Genomic DNA, 21,499 nt, shown 5'->3' with positions numbered 1-21,499 from the left:
TCAAGCAGTCGTCAAAGGCTATGTGTTCATGTCGCCGACGGCGAACCGCCGTTCGGCGGCGGCCGGACCTTTCACAAGGTCAGGCTCTCGATGTGCCGGAAGCGCCCACCGCCCCCGGGCGGGCGGAACCTTCCCGGGGGCGGTGGGCGCGGCTTTCAGGAGGCACCCGTCTCCGGGTCGGTGCCGCCGGTCGGCGGGTCGGGCTCCTCGGTGCCGGGGCCGCCGGGGCCGTCGGTGGGATCCGTGCTGGGCGGGGGCTCGCTGGTGGTCGGCGTGTCGGTGGGGTCGTCGGACACCGTGGGGTCGGCGGTCGGGCTCTCGCTGGTGCTCGGCAAGCCGGACGGGCTCGGGGTGTCCGGATAGGACGTGTCGTAGGACGGGTCGGGCGTGTAGCTCGGGCTGTCGGGCAGCGGCTCTTCCGGCATCGTGTTCGTCGGGACCGTCAGCGAGGGGGTGCTGCTGTCCGACATCGGCGGGACGGTCGGGTCGCCGACGTGCTCGCCGGCCTTGCCGTCGTCGCCCGAACTGAAGATCATCACCGAGGAGACGACGACGATCGCGACGAACAGCGCGGCGACACCGGCCAGTGCGGCCGAACGGCCGGAGCTCTCGATGAGCTGCCGCAGCGTCGGCCGTCCGCCCCCGGACGGTCCGCCGGGCAGGGCGTCGGCGGACAGGGTGTCCGCGGAGAGAGCGCCGCCGGGCAGGGTGCCCGCGTCGACGGCCTGGGTGCGGTCGAGGTCGCCCGTCCGGACGGGGTCGGCGTCGTCCTCGAAGGCGGCGGCGCCGTACGCCGGGGCTGCGTACTCCTCGTCGTCCTCGTACTCGTACCCGTCGTCGGCCTCGGCCGCGCGGACGGACCCGGCGGCGAGCATCGCGGTCGCCTCGGGGTCGTCGGTGTCCTCCGGGACGACGGCGACCGGTGCGGGAACGGCGGCCTCTTCGTGGCCGAGCAGCCGCATCAGCACCTGCCGGGCCGTCGGCCGCAGCTCCGGTTCCTTGCACAGGCAGTCGGCGACGAGGCCGCGGAGCGAACCGTCCAGGTCACCGAGGTCGGGGTCCTCGTGCAGGATCCGGTTGATCACCGCGGGAATGGTGTCCTGCCCGAACGGGGGCTCCCCCGTGGCTGCGAACACGAGCGTGGCCGCCCAGCAGAAGACGTCCGAGGGGGTGCCGACCTCGTCGCCGCCGATCTGCTCGGGCGACATGTACGACGGGGTGCCGATCACCCGGCTGGTCAGCGTGGTGCCGCCCGCCATCGCGCGGGCCACCCCGAAGTCGATCACGCGCGGACCGTCCGGGCCGAGCAGGACGTTGTGCGGCTTGAAGTCGCGGTGGATGATCTTCGCCTGGTGGATGGCGGCCAGTGCCGTCGCGGTGCCGACCGCGAGCCGGTCGAGGGCCGCGCCCACCAGCGGACCGTCCTTGGTCACGTGCTGGTTCAGCGACGGGCCGGGCACGTACTCGCTGACGATGTACGGACGTTCGCCGTTCGCGTCGGCGTCGATCACCTGGGCCGTGCAGAACGGCGCCACCTGCTTGGCGACGTCGAGTTCCCGCAGGAACCGCGCGCGCGCCTTGTCGTCTTCTTCGAGTTCGGCGTGCAGCAGCTTGATCGCGACCTGCCGGCCGTCCTCGTCCTCGCCGAGATAGACCGTGCCCTGACCGCCTTCGCCCACCCGGCCGATCAGGGCGTAGGAGCCAAGCCTCTCCGGGTCCCCGGATCGCAGCGCCCCAACCTCCATGCGTGGAACCGTCCCTCTCCTGATCGCCCGGGTCGAGCGGACCACCGGCGCGATCACTGCAGACCAGCGCTGTGCGTGTCAGTGTGACGTCCGAGTCGGGCGGGAAGTTCACCCGGCCATGGGGCCATAAGGTGCGTTCTGACCCAGCACTTCCGATCGGACACGTATGAGCAAGCTCTTACCTTAGTGCCGAACACCGACGGACCGCGAGATCATTCGGCGACCGTTCCCAGATGGCGAGACCGCCCGGACGCCCGCCCGCGACGGGCGTCCGCGACGCCGTCCGCGACGGGCGCCGGGCGGCGTGCGTCAGCGGGTGAAGTGGGTCAGGACCTCGGGGTTGGCCATGGAGTCGCGGTTGGCGGCCTGGTCGACGGGGGTGCCCTGCAAGATCTTGCGGACGGGGACCTCCAGCTTCTTGCCGGAGAGGGTTCGGGGGATGCCGGGGACGGCGACGATCTCGTCGGGGACGTGCCGGGGCGACAGCGCCGACCGGATCTCGCGCTTCAGGCGTCCGAGCAGGTCGTCGTCCAGGGACGCGTCCGGGGCGAGCTGGACGTAGAGGAGCAGCCGGCCCTCCTGGCCGAGGCGGCCGGTGTCGATGACGAGGCTGTCGGTGATCTCGTCGAACGCCTCGACGACGCGGTAGAAGTCGGACGTCCCCATGCGGACGCCGCCGCGGTTGAGGGTCGAGTCGGAGCGGCCGTAGATGACGCAGCCGCCGTCCGGGAGGATCTTGAGCCAGTCGCCGTGCCGCCAGACGCCCGGGTACATGTCGAAGTACGAGTCGCGGTAGCGGGCGTTGTCGTCGTCGTTCCAGAAGAACACCGGCATGGACGGCATGGGCTCGGTGATGACGAGCTCGCCGACCTCGTCGATCACGGGCCCGCCCGCGTCGCCGTACGCCTCGACCTTGGCGCCGAGGCCGCGGCACTGGATGACCCCCGCCCGCAGCGGCAGCAGCGGGGACGGGCCGACGAAACCGGTGCACAGGTCGGTGCCGCCGGAGAACGAGCCGAGCAGGATGTCGCTGCGAACGGACTCGTACACCCAGGCGAAACCCTCGGGCGGGAGGGGCGACCCGGTCGAGCCGATGCCGCGCAGGGCCGAGAGGTCGAGTTCCTCGCCGGGGCGGCGGCCCTCCTTGGCGGAGGCGGTGATGTAGGGCGCGCCGACGCCCATGTAGGTGACGCCGTTGTCGGCGGCGAGCCGCCACAGGTCGAGCGGCGCACCGTCGTACATGACGATCGCGGACCCGACGAGGAGGCCGCCCATCAGGTAGTTCCACATCATCCACCCGGTCGTCGTGTACCAGAAGAACACGTCGCCGGGGCCGATGTTCTGGTGGAACGACAGGGCCTTGAGGTGTTCGAGGACGACGCCGCCGTGGCCGTGCACGATCGGCTTCGGCAGCCCGGTCGTCCCGGAGGAGTAGACGACCCAGAGGGGGTGGTCGAAGGGGACGGGCTCGAATTCGAGAGTGTCGTGGTCGGCGCGGGGCAGGTCGGCGTAGTGCATGCCGACGCGGAGGCCGTCGGGGCCCGCGGCCGGGTCGAGGTAGGGGACGAGCACGGTCGCGGCGAGCGTCGGCAGCTCGGCCTCGATCTCGCGGACGGTGTCGCGGCGGTCGAACGTCTTGCCGTTGTAGGCGTAGCCGTCGACGGCGATGAGGACCTTCGGCTCGATCTGCGCGAACCGGTCGATGACGGAGGACGACCCGAAGTCGGGCGAGCACGACGACCAGATCGCGCCGAGCGAGGCCGTCGCGAGGAAGCAGACCAGCGCCTCGGGGATGTTCGGGATGTAGGCGGCGACCCGGTCGCCCTTGCCGACGCCGAGGTCGGCGAGGCCCGCGCGGACCTCGGCGACGTGCAGGGCCAGCTCGCGGTAGGACAGCACGCGGTGCCCGCCCGCCTCCGACCGGAAGATCACCGCAGTCTCGTCGGGGGTCTCCTCGGCGCGCCGGAGGGCGTTGGCGGCGTAGTTGAGCGTCGTGCCGGGGAACCAGCGCAGGCCGTCCACCGGCATGGGTCCGCCGGTGCGGACGGGCCCGTCGCCGCGCTCGCCGACGACGTCGAAGTACGTCCAGACCGCGTCCCAGAAGGCGTCGACCTCGGTGACCGACCAGCGCCACAGGTCGTCGTAGGTCTCGGTGAGGACGCCCCGGTCCCACAGCCAGTGGACGAAGTGCGTCACCCGCGCGTTCGCGACGACCTGCTCGGACGGTTCCCAGAGCGGTGCGCCTTCGGCGACGGTGTGCTCAGCCGACATCTCTTCCGCCTTCCCGCCGCGCCCCGACCACGCGACGCTCCCCATATTCGTCGCGGGCCGCACCTCGGCGCAACCCGGCCGCCGCGCGCCCGTCCGCCATCCCGCCGCAGGTCACGCGCAATACCGGTCGCCCACACACTTCCCTTCTCGATCATGGTCACCCGGCCCACCGCCGGGGTTATCCACAGAACGGGTTTCTAGTTCAACCGGGTCACGGCGCCGCCGAGACTGAAAGCAGCGGACAAAGGAGGGCGTGTCATGTCAGGAATCGGTCAGGGCGGCGACGGCGTTCAGGACGGCCGCGGTGTCGGCGAGCGTCGGCAGGACGGCGTCCGCGCCCGCGGCACGCAACTCAGCCTCGGTGGCGCTGCCCGTCGCGACGGCGATGATCGGCGAACCGGCGATGTGCGCGGCCTGCACGTCGCGGGGCGAGTCGGCGATGTAGACGGTCGCGCGCTCGGGGAACGGGACGCCGTACCGGTCGCCCGCGCGGGACCGGGCGAGTTCCAGGAGGGCGGCCTTGCTGTAGACGCCGTCCTCGTAGCCGCCGACGTCCAGGTCCAGCCGGTCGGCGAACCCCAGTTCCGTGACCTTCGAGACCGCGTTCGGCCGGACCGACCCCGTCAGCACCGACTGCACGACGCCGGGCGTCCGCGCCAGCGCGTCCACGGCCTCCCGGGCCCCGGCCAGCACCCGGCCGTGCTCGCGCAGCTCGGCCCGCCGGGCGGCGAACGCCGTGGTCAGCGCGGCGATGAACGGGGGCAGGTGATCATCGGTGGTGACGACGGTTGAACGCGAGGGTCTCGAACACGATCTCGGACTCGGTGCGCCCCGGGGTGGGCGCGAGCCGCAGGAGCGGACGTCCGACGGTCGCGTGGAACGCCTCGGCGTAGACCTCGCGGGTGACCCGCCCGACGTCGACCAGCGTGTGATCGATGTTCCACAGCACCAGCCGGTTCAACGTCGACATCCCGTTCCCATGGTCGTCGGTGGAGCGCCCGCCGGGGGCGGCGGGCGCCCTTATCGTCGATCCTCACGGGCGCTCCTGGCAACCGGGCGGTCAGGGCCCCATGTGCGGGTAGCGGTAGTCGGTCGGCGGGACGAACGACTCCTTGATGACACGCGCGCTGGTCCACCTCGTCAGATTGAACACCGACCCGGCCTTGTCGTTCGTCCCGCTCGCCCGCGCGCCACCGAACGGCTGCTGCCCCACGATCGACCCGGTGGGCTTGTCGTTGACGTAGAAGTTCCCGGCGGCGAACCGCAGGGTCTCGGTGGCCCCGGCGATCGCGGCACGATCGTCGGCGATGACCGCGCCGGTGAGCCCGTACTCCGACACGCCCTCCATCTGGCGCAGCACCCGGTCGTAGTCGGCGTCGTCGTAGACGTGCACGCCGAGGATCGGCCCGAAGTACTCCTTCGTGAAGATCTCGTCGGTCGGGTCCGCCGACTCCAGGACCGTCGGCCGCACGAAGTAGCCGCGCGAGTCGTCCAGCTCGCCCCCCACGAGGATCTTCATCGAGTCGATCGAGCGGGCCCGCTCGATCGCGGCGCGGTGCTTCGCGAAGGCGCGCCCGTCGATGACCGCCCCCATGAACGTCGACAGGTCCGCCCCCACGTTCCCCATCGTGAGCGCCTCGGTCTCGGCGCAGAACTCGTCGCGCATCCCGTCCCAGATCGAACGCGGAACGTACGCCCGCGAGGCCGCGGAGCACTTCTGCCCCTGGTACTCGAACGCGCCCCGCACCAGCGCGGTCTTGAGCACCGCGGGATCGGCCGACGGATGCGCGACCACGAAGTCCTTGCCGCCCGTCTCGCCGACGATGCGCGGATACCCCCGGTACCCGGCGATGTTCTCGCCGATCGTCCGCCACAGCGCCTGGAAGGTGCCCACCGACCCGGTGAAGTGCAGCCCCGCCAGATCGGGCCGCCGCAACGCGATCTCCGAGACCGCCCGCCCGTTCCCGGTCACCATGTTGATGACCCCGGGCGGCAGCCCCGCGGCCTCCAGCACCCGCATCGTGAAGTGCGCGGCCAGTTGCTGCGTCGGAGACGGCTTCCACACGACGACGTTGCCCATCAAGGCGGGCGCGGTCGGCAGGTTCCCCGCGATCGCGGAGAAGTTGAACGGCGTGATCGCGAGAACGAACCCTTCCAGCGGCCGGTACTCCATCCGGTTCCACACGCCCGGCGACGAGCGGGGCTGCGTCTCCTGGATCTGCCGGGCGTACGCGACGTTGAACCGCCAGAAGTCGATCAGCTCGCACGCCGCGTCGATCTCCGCCTGCTGGACCGACTTCGACTGCCCGAGGATCGTCGCCGCGTTCAGCGTCGGCCGCCACGGCCCCGCGAGCAGATCCGCCGCGCGCAGGAAGATCGCCGCCCGGTCGTCGAACGACATCGCGCGCCACCCGGGGGCGGCCTCCCGCGCCGCCGCGATCGCCTCGGCCACATCGGCCTCCGCCGCGTCCCCCATCCGTCCGAGGACATGCCCGTGATCGTGCGGCTCGACCACGGCGATGGGCTCCCCCGCCCCCATCCGCCGCTCGCCCCCGATCGTCATCGTCAGCTCGGTCTCCGTCCCCCCGAGCTCCTTGATCCCGGCCTCCAGCGCGGCCCGTTCCGGGCTGCCCGGCGCGTACCCCTTGACCGGCTCGTTCACCGGAACCGGGACGGTGGTGACGGCGTCCATGCGATGCTCCCGCAAAGTCCAACGGCGATGTCGACGCCCCGGGAAGTACCCCTTCGTCCCTTTCCGATGCCTCCCCGCCGCACCCCGTCCCCACCCGGACACCCCACCCGAAACCCCCACCCCGCTCCCCACACCCGCCCGATCCTCACCCCGCACCTTCCGCACGCCGCGCCTCTCGTAATCGCCGCGGTCGAGTGGACGGTGCGGAGTGGATCTAGCCCAGGAGATCCTTCGCGGATCGCACGAACTCTGTGACGAGCGGGTTCGTGTCCGCGGTCCGGGCGGCCACGACGATCTGGCAGGGCTCGATCCCGTCGAGCGCAACGGTGACCAGGTCGGGGCGCAGGGTGTAGCGCCGGTCGCGGCCGGGACGATGGCGATGGCGGTGCCGTCGGCGATGGCCTCGATCTTGTCCTCGTAGGTCTCGGCCAAGGTGGGGCCCAACGGGGCGGGTTCGCTGCCTGATCGGGGTTCGAGCCGCCAGAAGGTGGTCCATTCGGCGCCCATGCCGGTACAGCCCACGAGTGGTTCCGCGGCGATGTCGTCGGCCGTGACCGCTTCTTTCCCGGCCAGGCGGTGTGAGGCGGGCACCAGCAGGACCCGGGCCTCGGAGTACAGGACCGTCACCTCCAGGTCCTCGGCCGGGATCGGCAGCGGCGTGCGGGCGACCAGGACATCGACCTGCCTGTCCAGCAGCGTGGAGGCGTCCTGCGAGCCGAGGTGACGAGTACGGACGTGGGCGTCGGGACATCGATTGCGCAGTTTGCGCACGGCGGGGGTGATGACGAGGTCGTCGACGTACCCGATGGTGATCGTGCGCGCGGGCGCCGCGGCCAAGGCGGTCAGGACCGCCTGCTGGGCGCCGTGCAGCAGTTGCTGCGCCTGGGGCAGGAAGACCGCACCCGCAGCGGTGAGGCGGCTGCCCCGGGTGGTGCGCTCCAGCAGACGCACGCCGAGAGTGTTCTCCAGGCGCTGGATCTGGCGGCTCAGGGAAGGCTGGGCGACACGCAGTTCCTCGGCCGCCTGTGCGAAGTTCAGCCGCTCGGCGACGACCGTGAAGTATCGGACCAGCCGTAGGTCCAGATCGGGAGGCATGTCCCCAGACACTAGCCTCCGCTATGCATTTCTTGCATAACGGGGTGCAATGCAGGTCTTGGACGCCTACGCCGACCTGGTGGTGTCCTTCCTGGTATGACCATTGTTTTTGTCCATGGCGTCCCGGTGACCTCTGCGGTCTGGACACCTCTGATCGGCGAACTGCCCGAGTCCCGGCAGCAGGACGTGGTCCTGCTTTCGCCTCCGGGCTTCGGCGCCGCACTTCCCGCAGGCTTCGGTGCCGCCCACCGCGCCGGTGCCCGTGCCGTCGACCTCGACGCGCTCGGTCACTGGTGGATGCTTCAGGGCCCGGCCCGGGCCGCCCGCATGCTGTCGGACTTCTGGGACGGCCTGTAAATCGGCACATCCGAAAACCATCGACCTTGAACACCGCGCAACACGATCACGGAAAGACCGCCATCACCTCATGACCACGCACATTCCCGATCAGACCGGCCGGACCGTGATCATCACCGGCGGCAGCAGCGGCATCGGCAAGGCCACCGCTGCCGCACTGGCCGCGAAGGGCGCACGGGTCATCCTCGCCGTGCGCGACCAGACCCGCGGCCGCGCGGCCGCCGCCGAGATGGGCGGCCGCGCCGAGTCACGCCCGCTCGACCTCGGGTCGCTGGCCTCCGTGCGGGAGTTCGCCCGCACGACCGACGGCCCCATCGACTATCTGATCAACAACGCCGGTTCCATGACCCACACCCTGCAGCACACCGCCGACGGTTTCGAGAGCCAGCTCGGCATCAACCATCTCGGGCACTTCGCCTTGACGAATCTGCTCCTCGGCCAGATCACCGGGCGGGTGATCACCGTGTCCTCCACCAATTACCGCAGCGCACACATCGACTTCGAGGACCTGCAGTGGCAACGACGGCCCTACCGCCCGTTCGGCGCCTACGGACAGAGCAAGCTGGCCAACCTGCTGTTCACCCGAGAACTGCAGCGCCGCCTGAGCAGGGCCGGCTCACCGATCCTGGCCACGGCAGCGCATCCCGGCTGGGCGGCCACCGGATTCACCATGACCACCGGCCAGCGGATCATCGACCACACCCTCGCCCTGGGAACGCGGCTACTGGCCCAAAGTCCCGAAGGCGGGGCCCGACCGACCCTGCTGGCCACCGTCGGCGACGTCCCCGCCGCCGGCTTCTCCGGCCCCAGCCGGTTCGGGGTACGCGGCCCCGCCGCCCTCGAAGAACTGTCCGGCAAGGCACTCGACGATGACACCGCACAAAAGCTCTGGGAGGTTTCCGAACTCCTCACCAACATCAAGTTTCCCCTGCCCACTCTTGAGCAGCCGGTCTGATCCGGCTGAGCAGTGGATCACCGAAAACACCGGGCAAGGCGGTATCACCGAGTCGCAAGCTCCACGCGCACGCTCCGATTCTCACGGTTCGCCTGTGCCGGGTGGGGCAGTCCGCGAGGTCGGGGGCTTGAAGCGGTGGTGGCAACCTTGGGCGTATGTACCCGAGTTCAGCGCTTGGCGAGTTCCTGCGGTCGCGTCGAGACCGCCTCCGGCCGGAGGACGTGGGACTGCGTCCGGGATTGCGGCATCGGCGGGTAGCCGGGTTGCGCAGAGAGGAGCTGGCGTCGCTCGCCGGCGTCAGCGTCGGCTACTACACACGGCTGGAGCAGGGGCAGGGCCCGAACGTGTCCGAGGAGGTCCTTGACTCCCTGGCCCGCGTCCTCAAGCTGGACGGCGAGGAGGTCGCGCACCTGCGTCGGCTGGCCAGGGCGTCGCGCGTCCGCCGACGGGCCGCCGAGCCGGAACGGTTGCGTCCCGGTCTCAAGCTGATGGTTGATTCGTTCGCCGGGGCGCCCGCCATCGCGGTGGGCAGGCGGGGCGACATCCTGGCGTGGAACCGCCTGGCGCACGCTCTGCTGGCGCCGCACCGGCCCTTCGAGGGCGAAGAGAAGCCGAACTTCGTCCGTATGGACTTTCTGGAGACGGAGTTCTCCCGTGGGCTGTACGTCGACTGGGAGCAGAAGGCCCGCGATGACATCGCCTACCTGGAGGGGGCCCTGAGCAGGTTTCCAAGCGATGAAGGGCTGACCGCGCTGATCGAGGAACTGCTGGCGGCCAGCCCGGAGTTCCGCACGCTGTGGAGCGAGCATCCGGTGAGCCATTGCGCGTCCATCACCCGCGACTACCGGCACCCGGATGTGGGCGTCATGTCCCTGACCGCCGAGTTCCTGCGCAGTCCCGATGACGAGGGCCAGGGGATGACGGTCTTCCAGGCGGAGGTTGGCTCGCCGTCGCAGGATCGGTTGCGGCGGCTGGCCGAACTCGTCGCCGGTGGGGCCGTGACAGCCACTTAGGGCGTCCTGGCTGGTGAGGGAGGTTCTCACGGGGTCGGGGCCGTTTCGCGCTCGGACGGGCGTGGGGTGGGGCGCGCGGCGTCCGTCCGGCGGAGCAGGACGGCACCGGCGGCGCCGAGGAGCGCGACCGCACCCGCCACCAGGAACGCGACGTGCAGCCCGCCCAGGGCGGCCGACGCTCCGTGGTGGAGGAGGCGAGCGCTTCGCTGCGGGCCGAGAAGACCGCGGTGAGCCCGGCGACGCCGATGGCGCCGACGAAGGTGGGCAGCTGGGCGAGGCCGCCCGCGACGCCCTGGTCGGCCTCGTCGAGGCCGGAGGTGATCGTCGTGATGGCCGCAACCACCGTCAGGACGTGCCCGAAGCCCATCGTGGCCGAGGTCGCCGTCAACAGGACCAGGCCGCCCTCGCTCGGCAGGAACGCCATCGCCGCGGTGCCGACGGCCTGCACGCTCAGACCGACCGCGATCGTGGTGGCCGTGCCGCGCATCCCGATCAGCCGGGCCGCCAGGGTCCCGGCGAGCAGGGCCGCGACACCCTCGCCCAGGAAGCCGAGGCCGGTCTGCAGCGGCGAGTACCCCAGGACGTCCTGCATGTAGATGCTGAGCAGCAGGGTCGCCCCGCCGCACATCCCGAAGGTGACCAGCCCGATCGTCATCCCCCACTTGACCGTCGGACGGCGCAGCAGCCGCAGCGGGACCAAGGGGGCCGCGGCGCGGGCCTCGACCAGCAGGAAGGAACCGAGCAGGATCGCCGAGGCGGCCAGCGTCCCCAGAGTCCGCGCGCTGCCCCAGCCCGCCCCGGCCCCGGTGGAGATGCCGTAGACCAGGGCGAACAGCCCGCCGCCGACGAGGATCGCGCCGGGGACGTCCAGCCGGGCGGGTGTCCGCCCGGTGTCCTCGCGGACCACCGTGAGGGCGCCGAGCATGACCAGCAGTCCGATGCCGCACAGGATGAGCATCGTCCAGCGCCAGTTCAGGCCGCTGGTGATGAGGCCGCCGCCGATCGTCCCGATGACGAATCCCAGCGAGAGCAGGGCCCCGTTGACCCCCAGCGCCCGGGTGCGCCGCGGCCCTTCGGGGAACGCGGCCGTCATCAGCGCGAGCGCGGTCGGACCGATCATGGCCGCCGCGACGCCCTGTCCGGCGCGCGCGGCCACCAGCGGTCCCGGGCTCGGCGCGAGCCCGGCCAGCAGGGAGAACAGGGTGAAGGCCGCCACCCCGGCGAGGAACAGCCGCCGCCTGCCGAGCACGTCGGACACCCGCCCGAACAACGGCATCAACGCCGCCGTCGGCAGCAAGCAGGCGGTGACCACCCATTGCAGCGTCGCCGCGCCGGAGAAACCCAGGTCCCGGCCGATCTCCGGCAGCGCCACGGTGATGATCGAGTAGTCCAGCCCGGTCATGAACGTCGCACCGCACAGCGTGAGGAGGACGAGCCGGCCGCGCGGCCCCAGCCGCGCGAGGTCATTCGTTGTCATGCCCGCCAGAGTGCGGCCCGCCGAGATGGGCAGCCAGCGCTCTGCTGAAGGTACATCTGGCAGGTGCAGGCTCACATCAGGGCACCGGATGCTCGCCGAAGCGCCACGGCCCGTTGAGGCCGGGGCGCTCTGGACGGTCGGCGCGGGGTCGGCGCGCCCAGGAACCGGTCGAAGTCGGCGCCGCTGGAGATCATCCCGCCTGACGCGCCCGCGATCGAGGGGTTGAATTCGGTGAGGTCCGCGAGCGGCGCGTCCGGGCACGGCCGCACATACCCGCGCGGGTGGGGGCCGGGGGTCTTCAGGTCGTTTCGAGTCGGCGGGTCAGGAATCGTCGTTCGGGTGTGGAGGTGGCCAGCTGGAGGGCTCGACGGTAGGCGGTTCGGGCGTCGGTGCGGCGGCCGAGGCGGCGCAGCAGTTCCCCGCGGGTCGAGTGCAGATACTGGTAGTCCTCCAGGCCCAGCGTGTCGAGGATCCGCAGCGCGGTGGCGGGATCGCCGGCCTGTGCGACCGCGACGGCCCGGTTCAGCTTCACCACGGCGGAGTTCGTGAGGTCGACGAGCCGGTCGTAGAGCCGGACGATCTGTACCCAGTCGATCGGGTCCTGGGTCTGCAGGGCCGCGATCGCGGCCTGCACGAGGTAGGGCCCTCGTCCGCCGAGCGCGATGCCGCGGTCGAGCTCGGCACGGCCCGCCGCGAGCTGCCGCGGGTTCCACAGGGACCGGTCCTGGTCGGCGAGCAGAACCAGGTCGTCTCCGTCGAACCGGGCCCGGCGCCGCGCGTGGTGCAACAGCATCAGCGCGAGCAGGCCGTGGGGCTCGGGCTGCTCGGGCAGCAGTGTGGTGAGGACGTTCCCGAGGTGGATGGCTTCGGCGCCCAGGTCGCTCCGGCCGCCGTAGCCCTCGTTGTAGATGAGGTAGATCACTGCCAGGACGGCGTCGAGGCGGTCCGGGAACAGGTGTTCCGGCGGGACGGCGAACGGGATCCCGGCCTTGGCGATCTTCGCCTTGGCCCGGGACAGGCGCCGCTTCATCGTCTCCTCGGAGACCAGGAAGGCGCGGGCGATCTCGGTCGTGCTCAGCCCGCCGAGGGCACGGAGGGTAAGTGCCACCTGCGCTTCCAGCGACAATGCCGGGTGGCAGCAGGTGAACACCAACTCCAGACGCTCATCTTTGATCGCGGAGTCGTCGAACTCGCCCACGTCCGCCTCCAAGGGCAGCAGCAAGTGCATCCTCCCTGCCAGGGTGCGTTCGCGGCGGATCTGATCGATGGCGCGGTTGCGGGCCGTGGCGACCAGCCACGCCCTCCGATGGGTGGGCACTCCGGTCCGCGGCCAGCGTTCGGCCGCGATCGTGAACGCCTCTTGCGCCGCGTCTTCGGCGCGGTCCAGATCGCCGAAGATCCCGACCAGCGTGGCCAGCACCCGGCCCCACTCGTCGCGGAAGACTTCGTCCAACGGGGTCAGCGCGTGCTCACCGGCCGGATCTCGATGACCCCGTCGCGGGCGGCGAGGACGCGGGTGGCGAAGTCGATGGCCTCGTCCAGGTCGGCGGCTTCGATGATGCAGATCCCGCCGAGTATCTCCTTGGTGTCGGCGAACGGGCCATCGGTCATCAGCGTCCTGCCGCCGTCGACCCGGACGCACGTGGCGGTGTCGGCCGACTCCAGCCCCGCCCCGCTGACGTAGCGGGGATCCTCCGCCAGGTCCGTGTATGCGGCGAACGCGGCGTCGTCAGCCTGGTCCGACGGGGCATCGGGCGTAGCGGGTTCGGTATGGATCAGCAGCGCATACTGCATTCGGACATCAACTCCACGTGGTGAGACTGGCCGTCGCGCTTGAACGTGACCGCGACGAGGGCCCCGCCCGATCCGCGCGAGGTGCACGGGCCGGGCGGTGCCGCGGCGTTCAGAAACCGATCGCCTCTCGGAGCAGCAACACGGTACCCCGCCCGAAGTGAGGCTCGGCATGAAGGATCAGCAGGCGGTTGAGGGCGCTGGGCTGACCGTAGACTTCCATGGCGCGGTCGTTTTCAAGCGGGAGGCAGTGGCTTTCGACGCGCCGCAGGGCCGCGTCCAGGTCGGGGACCACTTTCTGCGCTCCGACGATCCAGATCGCGTGGGCGGCGGCGCCGGCGTATCCGGGCAGTTGGGCCCCGCTGGCCGAGGCGATGACGAGGGAACCCGTTTCGGTGACCGCCTGGGCGCTGCCCACGATGAAATCCGGGGTGGAGATCAACTGCCAGAGCGTTCGGCGTTCACGTTCGCGGTCCATGGTCAGGGTGTGCGACTTGACGGCGTCGTAGCGTCCGCTGGTGTTGATGTCGGAGTCGATGCCGGAGACCTGCAGTGTCTCGCTGGCACCGGTGAACACGCTCGCCCCCTCGGGGATCAGGTCCTTGACCCGCTCGCGTGCGGCGGTGACGCCGTCGAGGATCTCGACGGCGAAGTTGTTCGCCGTCAGTGCGGCCGCGACCCGTTCCAGACGCTCCTCGGTGGCGGGCTCGGTGAACTGTGCGGCTCCGGCGGATGTGGTCATCGGTTGGTTCTCCTCAAGCTGATGGTGGGATCGGGCTGACGGGTCGCGGCTTGTCAGGCGGACGTGCCCTTCGGTGCCGCCTCGTCGCCGCTGTCCCAGACGACCTCCGCGGAGCCGGCCAGCGGTGTGGGATCGAAGTAGCGGACCTCGTAGACGCGTTCGGTGAACTTCCACCCCTCGGGCGTACGCCGGTAGCCGTCGTGGAAGACCGCGTAGTTGAGGACCGAACGCCCGTCGCGCTGCCGTCCGATCTCGAAGACCAGCGCGCGGCCGGTGGCGGTGTCGCCGTCGATTCGAATCGAGCCGGGGTGGGTGTTCTGTACGAAGAACTCCCAGTCGTGCTCCATCGCCTCGGTACCGGCGCGGATCGCCTCCCACCCGGAGAGCTCGATGTTCACCGCCGGGATCGCATGCACCGCGTCCTCGGTGTACAGCGCCATCAGCCGGTCGAGGTCGTGCATCATCGAGGCGTCGGTGAACTCCGCTTGCAGCGCCTCGATGTCGGCGCGGTCGATCAGGTCCTGCAGTTCGGTCATGGTGGCCCTTCCTCTGCCGTCGGTCAGGTCGGTGGAGACCGAGAACCGACGCGGTAGCGCGTTGAGCGCCCTTCTCGCTTTCGCCGATCGGGCGCGCACCCCTGGCCGGGGTGTACCAGGGAAACGAACGCGGGACCGCGTAGGGGACAGGCCACAGTCAGCTGAGGCAGATTTTGTTGCCTTCGATGTCGGTCATCGCCATGTGGCCGCCGGTAAGCGGGGATGAATGGGCGGTCGGCGCGCCGCTGATGGCCCCAGCCGTGCGGGCGTCCCGGGCGCCCTCATGACCGTGGCGGGCCGCACGACCGTCACGTTGCGCAGCGGGACCGGGGACGTGCGGACCGGCCGTCCCGTCCCGCCGAATGGGCTGGTGCGCATCGGCTCGACCACCAAGGCGTTCGTCGCGACGGTCGTACTGCAACTGGTCGGCGAGGGACGGGTACGCCTGGACGCGCCGGTGGAAAGGTACCTGCCGGGCGTCGTCCGCGGGCGAGGCGGCGACGGCCGCAGGATCACCGTCCGGCAATTGCTCCAGCACACCAGCGGCCTGCCGGATCCAGGGACGCTCCTCCCCCAGGGCAGGGAGTGGGCCGACCAGCGATTCCGGCATCACGATCGGGACGAACTGATCCGGTACGCGCTGACGCTGGAGCCCACGTCCGGCCCATGGTCGTACACCAACACCGGGTACCTGCTCCTCGGGAAACTGATCGAGCAGGTCACCGGAGCACCGAGTTGGCGTGACGAGGTCCAACGCCGGATCGTCCGGCCGCTCGGGCTGCGGCACACCTACTCACCCGATCCTCGCGAGTACCGCATCAGGGGCGCCCACCCGCGCGGCTACATCAGGGCGCCCGACCTCATCGACGTGACCGAGCAGGACACGGGCCACATGGACGCGGCGGGCGACATGGTTTCCACTCCCGCCGAGATCGACAGGTTCTTCGGCGCGCTGCTGCGGGGCCGGCTGCTGCGTCCCGCCGAACTGGCCGAGATGAGCCGCATGGTCCCGGCCCGGGGCGCGGTGGACGAGTACGGGCTCGGGCTGGAGATCAACCATCTCTCCTGCGGAGACCTGGTCGGCCACTCGGGACAGATGCACGGCTACTCGATGCTGGCCGGTGTGCTCGTCGGCCGCGGCGGCCGCGCCGGTCCCGCCTTCGTCCTTTCCATCACGACAGAGCCCGCGGACATGGACGACTTCCGGCGCGTCATGCGGGTCGCCGAGACCGCCCTCTGCGCGCCCACCGGCTCGTAGTGCGCCAACCGCTTCCCGCTCGGGTGCGGTCTGTGCCAGAGCGCCGCGCAGGAACGCCGTCACGGGGAGCAGCGTGAACATGAGCTCGTTCGGGTCGCTGTCGTTGGCGAGCGCCCAGCGGGAGTCCGAGGCCGCCAGGCTTCAGGAGGCACCGCGCCCTTCGGTCGGCGAACGGGCGCGGCTTCGGGGGGTGTCCGGAAGCCGTCGGAGACTGCATGATGGCCGTATGAGCGGTGAAGAGCAGCACGGCGAGAACAAGCAGGACCGGTGGCGCGCCCTTCCGCCGCGCACTCCCCTGCACGAACTGGTGACCGGCCAGGAAGTCCCGCCCAAGCCGCAGGTGATCGCGGACGCCGACAGCGCGAAGGTCGACGAGGCCACCCGGTACCCCGCCTGACCCGTTGCGCGGGCCCGGCTAGAGGAGGTCTCGGAATTCCTGGGTGGCGTACCAGAGGAGTTCGTGGCCCTCGGCGCCGTCGACGGTAAACCCGGCGTCGTCGTCCCCGGCGTCGGCGGCCGGGAGCGCCGCCACGGCGGCGGCGACGTCGGCCTCGGCCTCGGCGTCGTCCACGTGCCCGGAGGCGATCTTCTTCCACGGGACGGGCGAGGTCAGCCGGACGCGCGACGGTTCGTCGTCGTCCAGGCCCGCGCCGCCGGGCGCCCACTCGACGACCCGGTCGGGCATCTCGGCGGCCAGCACGACGCGGCGGCGCGGGGCGGACGGGTCGGCGGCGAGCAGCCGCAGGGACGCGCGGGCGGCGGCGGTCAGCGCCGCGTACTCCAGTTCGTCGTCTCCGCCGCCCGCGTACCACTCGCGCAGCGCGGGCGTCACCGCGTGGGCGGCGAGCGGCGCGGGGCCGATCTCCCGGGACTCTTGGACGCCGGCGAGAAGTGCGAGCGTGCTGGGCAGGTAGACGCGCATGACGGTCGACAAGTCTGCCAGATGGACGCCAGCGCGCCGTTCGGCGCGCGGGGTGTTCAGGGCAGGAGGTTCAGCTTTCGCAGTTCGGCGATCGTGGTGTCGGGGGCCGTGTGCAGGATGCCGCGGATGCCGAGGGCTTCGGCGGCCTTGATGTTGTGCTCGATGTCGTCGATGAAGACGCACTCGGCGGCGTCCAGTTCGAGGAGGTCGAGGGCGTGCCGGAAGATGCGCTCGTCGGGCTTGCGCATGCCGACCTCGCAGGAGATCACGACGGCGTCGAACAGGTCGGCGAACAGGTCGCGGGGGTATTCGTTGCCCCAGGAGTTGGAGAGCAGGGCCGTGCGGGTGCCCGCGGTGCGGGCGGCGCGCAGCGCCTCGTACATGGGCTCGACCGGGGAGAACGCGCCGAACATGCGGGCGATCAGCCCGGCGGCGGCGACCGCTCCGCCCTCGACGGTGCGCAGTTCGGCGGCGAGGAGGCGCTCGAACTCGGCGGGGTCGAGGGTGCCGTCCTCCAGGCCGTGGATGGGGTTGACGCCGCCGCCGTCGTAAGCCTGCTTGACCCAGGCGCGCATCACCGTGCGGTAGTGCGCGGCGTCGATGCGGTCGGCCGCGAGCCAGGTCGCGATCGCTTCGTTCAGCGGGGAGGTGAGGACTCCGCCCCAGTCGGTGATTACGGCTTTGACGGTCACGAGGCGATGGTAAGCGATCCCGGACGCATCGGCCGAATCGCGTTCTGTCAGACTGCGGGCATGGACTTCGAACTCAGCCCGAAGGCCCGGGAGTACCGGGACAGACTCCAGGAGTTCATGGACGAGCGGGTCTACCCGGCCGAGCCCGTCTACGCGCGGTGGCGGGCGGAGAACGATCCGCACGCGCTGCCGCCCGTGGTGGAGGAGCTGAAGGCCGAGGCGCGGGAGCGCGGGCTGTGGAACCTGTTCCTGCCCGACATCTCCGGTCTGTCGAACCTGGAGTACGCGACGCTCGCCGAGCTGACGGGACGTTCGCCCGACCTGGCGCCGGAGGCGGTCAACTGCGCCGCGCCGGACACGGGGAACATGGAAGTCCTGCACATGTTCGGGACGGACGAGCAGAAGCGGCGGTGGCTGGAGCCGCTGCTGAACGGCGAGATCCGCAGCGCGTTCGCGATGACCGAACCGGCCGTGGCCTCGTCGGACGCGACGAACATCACGACCTCGATCGTCCGGGACGGCGACGAGTACGTCGTCAACGGGCGCAAGTGGTTCATCACCGGCGCCGCGGACGAGCGCTGCAAGATCTTCATCGTGATGGGCAAGAGCGATCCGGACGGGCCGCCGCACCGGCGGCAGTCGCAGATCCTGGTGCCCCGGGACGCGCCGGGCGTGCAGGTGCTCCGGCATCTGCCGGTCTTCGGCTACCAGGACCAGCACGGGCACTCGGAGATCGTGTTCGAGAACGTGCGGGTGCCGGCGTCGAACCTCGTCGCCGCGGAGGGCGACGGGTTCATGATCGCGCAGGCGCGGCTGGGGCCGGGGCGGATCCACCACTGCATGCGCGCGCTCGGGATGGCGGAGCGGGCGCTGGAGCTGATGTGCCGGCGCGCGGTCGACCGGGTGGCGTTCGGCGCGCCGCTGGCGAAGCAGGGGGTCGTGCGGCAGCAGATCGCCGAGTCGCGGATGGCGATCGAGCAGGCGCGGCTGCTCACCCTGAAGACCGCGTGGCTGATCGACAAGCACGGGGCCAAGGGCGCCCGGACGGAGATCGCGGCGATCAAGGTCGTGGTGCCGCGCATCGCGCACGAGGTCGTCGACCGGGCGATCCAGGTGCACGGCGGCGCGGGCGTCTCCGACGACACGCCGCTGGCGAGCATGTACACGTGGCTGCGGGCGATGCGGATCTTCGACGGACCGGACGAGGTGCACGTCCGGACCGTCGCCCGGCAGGAACTCCGGCAGTACGAGAAGTAGTCCGCGGGCATGCGGCCAGTGCGGGGATGACCGCATGCCCGGAACGTCCGTCGTGGCCTCGGCCGTTCTCCTCGGCCGGTGCCGCGACGCGCTACGCGGATCTCAGTCGCTGCAGCGCCTCCCGGACGCCGCCGTCGGTCTCTTCGAGGATGAGCGTCGCGCGCGCGGCGGGCACCTCGCCGAGCAGCGAGACGAGCGCCACGCGGGTGTTGCCGCCCGCCTCGGACAGCGCGTTCTCGCAGGTCCGGGCGTCCATCCCGGTCGCCTCGGTGAGGATGCGCACCAGGCGGGCGCGCAGCTTGGCGTTCAGCGCGTTCACGCTGATCATCAGGTTGGAGTAGGTGCGCCCCATTCTGATCATGAGTGTGGTGGAGAAGCTGTTGAGCACCAGTTTGGTCGCGGTGCCCGCCTTCATCCGGGTGGATCCGCTGATGACCTCCGGCCCCGTGGCGAGGCCGATGTGCACCTCCACTTCGGCGCCGTAGGGGGTGTGGGGGTTGCAGCTGATCAGCGCGGTGCGCGCCCCGATCGCGGCGGACGCGCGCAGCGCGCCGACGACGTAGGGGGTGCGGCCGCTCGCCGCGATCCCGATGGCGATGTCACCGGGCTGCACGTCGCGGGCGTCCCGGGTGCCGAGTTCGGCGTCGTCCTCCACGTCGGAGATCGCTTGGGACAGCGCCCCGGGCCCGCCGGCGTGGTGGGCGACGACACGGCCCCAGATGCCGAACGTGGGGGGCAGCTCGGCGGCGTCGATCACCGCGAGCCGTCCCGACGTGCCGGCGCCGAAGTAGTGGACGCGTCCGCCCGCGCGCAGCGAGAGGACGGCGAGGTCGACCAGCCGGGCGACCTCGGGGAGGACGGACGCCACCACCATCGGCACCGTCGCGTCCTCGGAGTTGATCAGGCGCAGCACCTCCATGGTCGGCAGCGTGTCGACGTCGAGGGTGCGGGGGTTCCGTCCCTCGGTGGGGAGCTCGCAATCGATCACCGACGCCTCCGGTCGGGTCGCACGGTCCGGCCGCGGACCGCCTCGTACGTGGCTTCCAGGGCCTTGCGGGTAGACCCGTAGGTGCGCTGGGCGACACCGACGAAAACGCAGTCGACCACCGTGAGCTGCGCCAGCCTGCTGGCGGTGGCGCCGGAACGGAAGGTCGTTTCCCTTGCGGCTGTGGTGAGGATCAGATCGGCGGCCTCCGCGATCGGTGATTTGGGGAAATTGGTGAGCGCCACCGTCGTGACGCCGTTGCTCTTGGCGACCTCCAGCGCGTCGATGGTCTCGACGGTCGCGCCGGTGTGGGAGATCCCGATCGCCACGTCGCCGCTGCCGAGGACGGCGGCGCTGGTGAGCATGATGTGCGCGTCGGCCCACGCGGAGCAGACTCGTCCGATGCGGTGCAGTTTCTGCTGGAAGTCGGCCGCGACGAACGCGCTGGCGCCCACCCCGTAGACGTCGACGCGCTCGGCGGCGACGACCGCGTCGACGACCTGTTCCAGCATCTTGATGTCGAGCTGGGAGGCCGTCTCCTCCACGGCCCGGGCATCGGCGAAGGTCACCTTCTCGACGATCTGCTCCAGCGAGTCGTCCGGGCTGATGTCGCTGCCGATGACCCGCCCGCCCGCGGCGGTCTGGGCGCGTCCCGCCTCGGTGGCGAGGGTCAGCCGCAGCTCCGGGTAGCCGTGGAACCCGATCGCGCGGCAGAACCGGATGACGGTCGTCTCCGATGTGCCGCAGTTCTGTGCGAGTTCGGTGATGGTGGAGTTGGCGACCCCTTCGGGGTCGTCGATGACGCGTTGCGCGACGCGTCGCTCGGCGGGGGGCAGCGAGGGCAGCAGCGAGCGCACTCGCACCACCGTGCTGAGCGGCGTCGGGTCCTTGCCCGGCGCCTCGTCCCCGGGTGCACCGGGCGCCGTGCCCCCGGGCTCGGGTCCGATGGGTTTCCTCATGGAAGAAAGTTTCTTACGCTCACATTGTCGCGTCAACGGTAGAAAAGGCTACGGTTCGCCATGTGTTGACCCATTTGGCCGGTCCGTATGTGGTCGGTATAGACGCGGGTGGCACGAAGACCCGCTGTGTCGTACTGACTCTCGGGGGAGCCTTGGCCGGTTCCGGCACCGGCCCAGGGGCCAACCCCAACTCGGGCGGAGACACCGCCGGAGCGCTGACCACCGCCCTGGCCGAGGCGCTCGGGGACCTGGACCGCACCCATGTCCTCACCGGTGTCTTCGGGATCGCGGGCGCCGGTTCGGCCGGCGGCGGCGGCGGTGACGGCGGCGCGCCGCGCCTGGCAGGCGATGGGCCTGCGCGGCTCCCCCGCGGTGGTGACCGACATCGCGGTGGCGTTCGCCGCCGGAACCAGCCGTCCCAAGGGGATCGTCGTGTTCTCCGGCACCGGCGCGGGCGCGGCGGTGATCAACGACGGGACGATCGTGCAGCGCGCCGACGGCTACGGCTTCCTCGTCGGGGACGAGGGGTCGGCGGTGTGGCTCGGCAAAGAGGCGGTCCGGGCGGCACTCGCCGCCTACGACGGCCGCGGCTCCCCCACCCTGCTCACCGACTCGGTGCCGCGCGCGCTGCTCGGCCCGTCGGTCGTCGCGCAGATCGACGCGGCCCGGCGGCGGCAGCACCGGACGCACCGTGCGGCGGCGCGCGCGCACGTCACGGCACGCGCGCACGCCCCCCGCCGGCGCACGGTCCG

20 protein-coding genes and 2 pseudogenes are annotated in these 21,499 nt (G+C 71.1%); 7 read left to right on the top strand and 15 right to left on the bottom strand.

Annotation, left to right across the window (positions count from 1 at the left end):
- Positions 1-155: 155 nt before the first annotated feature.
- The 6 genes and pseudogenes from BJF79_RS37430 to BJF79_RS52075 form a co-directional block, all read right to left on the bottom strand.
- The gene (locus BJF79_RS37430) at positions 156-1,745 is read right to left on the bottom strand and encodes a serine/threonine protein kinase (protein WP_075904490.1); all 1,590 of its coding nucleotides are present in this window, start codon (positions 1,743-1,745) and stop codon (positions 156-158) included.
- A gap of 309 nt (positions 1,746-2,054) precedes the next feature.
- Positions 2,055-4,016: an acetoacetate--CoA ligase gene (locus tag BJF79_RS37425; protein WP_075904532.1), complete on the bottom strand. Its 1,962-nt coding sequence runs from the start codon at positions 4,014-4,016 to the stop codon at positions 2,055-2,057.
- Positions 4,017-4,277: 261 nt separating this feature from the next.
- Positions 4,278-4,727: an HAD family hydrolase gene (locus BJF79_RS66035; protein ID WP_316043520.1), complete on the bottom strand. Its 450-nt coding sequence runs from the start codon at positions 4,725-4,727 to the stop codon at positions 4,278-4,280.
- A 58-nt stretch (positions 4,728-4,785) separates the two neighbouring features.
- A complete protein-coding gene (locus tag BJF79_RS66030; RefSeq protein ID WP_316043519.1) occupies positions 4,786-4,986 on the bottom strand; it encodes a hypothetical protein in 201 nt (66 codons plus the stop codon).
- A gap of 90 nt (positions 4,987-5,076) precedes the next feature.
- Positions 5,077-6,708 carry an L-glutamate gamma-semialdehyde dehydrogenase gene (pruA, locus tag BJF79_RS37415; protein ID WP_075904530.1) on the bottom strand — a complete coding sequence of 544 codons (1,632 nt, stop codon included), beginning with the start codon at positions 6,706-6,708 and terminating at the stop codon, positions 5,077-5,079.
- Positions 6,709-7,125: 417 nt separating this feature from the next.
- Positions 7,126-7,803, bottom strand: a pseudogene (locus tag BJF79_RS52075) (LysR family transcriptional regulator); the annotation flags it as partial.
- Positions 7,804-7,929: 126 nt separating this feature from the next.
- Between BJF79_RS52075 and BJF79_RS37400 the strand changes: the two are divergent.
- The 3 genes and pseudogenes from BJF79_RS37400 to BJF79_RS37390 all read left to right on the top strand — a co-directional run.
- On the top strand, positions 7,930-8,160 hold the full coding sequence (locus BJF79_RS37400; RefSeq protein WP_083734543.1) for a hypothetical protein: 231 nt from the start codon (positions 7,930-7,932) through the stop codon (positions 8,158-8,160).
- Between the two features lie 70 nt (positions 8,161-8,230).
- Positions 8,231-9,115 carry an oxidoreductase gene (locus tag BJF79_RS37395; RefSeq protein WP_075904487.1) on the top strand — a complete coding sequence of 295 codons (885 nt, stop codon included), beginning with the start codon at positions 8,231-8,233 and terminating at the stop codon, positions 9,113-9,115.
- Between the two features lie 155 nt (positions 9,116-9,270).
- Positions 9,271-10,029: pseudogene (locus tag BJF79_RS37390) on the top strand (helix-turn-helix transcriptional regulator); the annotation flags it as partial.
- Here BJF79_RS37390 and BJF79_RS37385 read toward each other — a convergent pair.
- The 5 genes from BJF79_RS37385 to BJF79_RS37365 all read right to left on the bottom strand — a co-directional run bounded on the left by BJF79_RS37385 (position 9,980) and on the right by BJF79_RS37365 (position 14,674).
- Positions 9,980-11,530, bottom strand: coding sequence for an MFS transporter (locus tag BJF79_RS37385; RefSeq protein WP_262403150.1), 1,551 nt, complete (start codon positions 11,528-11,530; stop codon positions 9,980-9,982). The pseudogene BJF79_RS37390 and the gene BJF79_RS37385 sit on opposite strands and share 50 nt — an antisense overlap.
- A 373-nt stretch (positions 11,531-11,903) precedes the next feature.
- Complete coding sequence (locus tag BJF79_RS37380) at positions 11,904-13,058, bottom strand: RNA polymerase sigma factor (protein ID WP_262403146.1); 1,155 nt, start codon at positions 13,056-13,058, stop codon at positions 11,904-11,906.
- Positions 13,059-13,063: 5 nt separating this feature from the next.
- Positions 13,064-13,399, bottom strand: coding sequence for a YciI family protein (locus BJF79_RS37375; protein WP_075904528.1), 336 nt, complete (start codon positions 13,397-13,399; stop codon positions 13,064-13,066).
- A 109-nt stretch (positions 13,400-13,508) separates the two neighbouring features.
- A complete protein-coding gene (locus BJF79_RS37370; RefSeq protein WP_075904483.1) occupies positions 13,509-14,138 on the bottom strand; it encodes an LUD domain-containing protein in 630 nt (209 codons plus the stop codon).
- 53 nt (positions 14,139-14,191) lie between these two features.
- A complete protein-coding gene (locus tag BJF79_RS37365; protein ID WP_075904481.1) occupies positions 14,192-14,674 on the bottom strand; it encodes a YybH family protein in 483 nt (160 codons plus the stop codon).
- Between the two features lie 226 nt (positions 14,675-14,900).
- Between BJF79_RS37365 and BJF79_RS37360 the strand changes: the two genes are divergently transcribed.
- Positions 14,901-15,932 carry a serine hydrolase domain-containing protein gene (locus BJF79_RS37360; protein WP_083734540.1) on the top strand — a complete coding sequence of 344 codons (1,032 nt, stop codon included), beginning with the start codon at positions 14,901-14,903 and terminating at the stop codon, positions 15,930-15,932.
- 226 nt (positions 15,933-16,158) lie between these two features.
- Positions 16,159-16,329 (top strand): hypothetical protein, encoded by a 171-nt coding sequence (locus tag BJF79_RS56410; protein WP_158079411.1) that lies wholly within the window; start codon positions 16,159-16,161, stop codon positions 16,327-16,329.
- An 18-nt stretch (positions 16,330-16,347) separates the two neighbouring features.
- Here BJF79_RS56410 and BJF79_RS37355 read toward each other — a convergent pair whose 3' ends face one another.
- Positions 16,348-16,854 carry a DUF6912 family protein gene (locus BJF79_RS37355; protein WP_075904524.1) on the bottom strand — a complete coding sequence of 169 codons (507 nt, stop codon included), beginning with the start codon at positions 16,852-16,854 and terminating at the stop codon, positions 16,348-16,350.
- Between the two features lie 56 nt (positions 16,855-16,910).
- Positions 16,911-17,546 (bottom strand): HAD family hydrolase, encoded by a 636-nt coding sequence (locus BJF79_RS37350; protein WP_143220744.1) that lies wholly within the window; start codon positions 17,544-17,546, stop codon positions 16,911-16,913.
- Between the two features lie 60 nt (positions 17,547-17,606).
- Between BJF79_RS37350 and BJF79_RS37345 the strand changes: the two genes are divergently transcribed.
- Positions 17,607-18,803 (top strand): acyl-CoA dehydrogenase family protein, encoded by a 1,197-nt coding sequence (locus tag BJF79_RS37345; protein ID WP_075904477.1) that lies wholly within the window; start codon positions 17,607-17,609, stop codon positions 18,801-18,803.
- 91 nt (positions 18,804-18,894) lie between these two features.
- Here the strand turns inward: BJF79_RS37345 and BJF79_RS37340 are convergent, their stop codons facing one another.
- Both BJF79_RS37340 and BJF79_RS37335 read right to left on the bottom strand, forming a co-directional pair.
- Positions 18,895-19,791 carry an N-acetylmuramic acid 6-phosphate etherase gene (locus BJF79_RS37340; RefSeq protein ID WP_075904475.1) on the bottom strand — a complete coding sequence of 299 codons (897 nt, stop codon included), beginning with the start codon at positions 19,789-19,791 and terminating at the stop codon, positions 18,895-18,897.
- Complete coding sequence (locus BJF79_RS37335) at positions 19,788-20,747, bottom strand: MurR/RpiR family transcriptional regulator (RefSeq protein WP_262403145.1); 960 nt, start codon at positions 20,745-20,747, stop codon at positions 19,788-19,790. The genes BJF79_RS37340 and BJF79_RS37335 overlap by 4 nt, the downstream gene beginning before the upstream one ends.
- Positions 20,748-21,065: 318 nt before the next feature.
- Between BJF79_RS37335 and BJF79_RS37330 the strand changes: the two genes are divergently transcribed.
- Positions 21,066-21,499 (top strand): BadF/BadG/BcrA/BcrD ATPase family protein (locus BJF79_RS37330; protein WP_410050193.1); only part of this gene is annotated, 434 nt, incomplete at its 3' end.

It is taken from the genome of Actinomadura sp. CNU-125 (assembly GCF_001942465.1).
GTDB lineage: Bacteria > Actinomycetota > Actinomycetes > Streptosporangiales > Streptosporangiaceae > Spirillospora.
This window is presented reverse-complemented; position numbering and strand designations above follow the sequence as displayed.

Coding starts and splice junctions, on each gene's coding strand:
- BJF79_RS37430 (WP_075904490.1), bottom strand. CDS start 1,745: ATGGAGGTTGGGGCGCTGCGATCCGGGGACCCGGAGAGGCTTGGCTCC.
- BJF79_RS37425 (WP_075904532.1), bottom strand. CDS start 4,016: ATGTCGGCTGAGCACACCGTCGCCGAAGGCGCACCGCTCTGGGAACCG.
- BJF79_RS66030 (WP_316043519.1), bottom strand. CDS start 4,986: ATGTCGACGTTGAACCGGCTGGTGCTGTGGAACATCGATCACACGCTG.
- pruA (WP_075904530.1), bottom strand. CDS start 6,708: ATGGACGCCGTCACCACCGTCCCGGTTCCGGTGAACGAGCCGGTCAAG.
- BJF79_RS37395 (WP_075904487.1), top strand. CDS start 8,231: ATGACCACGCACATTCCCGATCAGACCGGCCGGACCGTGATCATCACC.
- BJF79_RS37385 (WP_262403150.1), bottom strand. CDS start 11,530: ATGACCGGGCTGGACTACTCGATCATCACCGTGGCGCTGCCGGAGATC.
- BJF79_RS37375 (WP_075904528.1), bottom strand. CDS start 13,399: ATGCAGTATGCGCTGCTGATCCATACCGAACCCGCTACGCCCGATGCC.
- BJF79_RS37370 (WP_075904483.1), bottom strand. CDS start 14,138: ATGACCACATCCGCCGGAGCCGCACAGTTCACCGAGCCCGCCACCGAG.
- BJF79_RS37365 (WP_075904481.1), bottom strand. CDS start 14,674: ATGACCGAACTGCAGGACCTGATCGACCGCGCCGACATCGAGGCGCTG.
- BJF79_RS37360 (WP_083734540.1), top strand. CDS start 14,901: ATGGGCGGTCGGCGCGCCGCTGATGGCCCCAGCCGTGCGGGCGTCCCG.
- BJF79_RS56410 (WP_158079411.1), top strand. CDS start 16,159: ATGAGCGGTGAAGAGCAGCACGGCGAGAACAAGCAGGACCGGTGGCGC.
- BJF79_RS37355 (WP_075904524.1), bottom strand. CDS start 16,854: ATGCGCGTCTACCTGCCCAGCACGCTCGCACTTCTCGCCGGCGTCCAA.
- BJF79_RS37345 (WP_075904477.1), top strand. CDS start 17,607: ATGGACTTCGAACTCAGCCCGAAGGCCCGGGAGTACCGGGACAGACTC.
- BJF79_RS37335 (WP_262403145.1), bottom strand. CDS start 20,747: ATGAGGAAACCCATCGGACCCGAGCCCGGGGGCACGGCGCCCGGTGCA.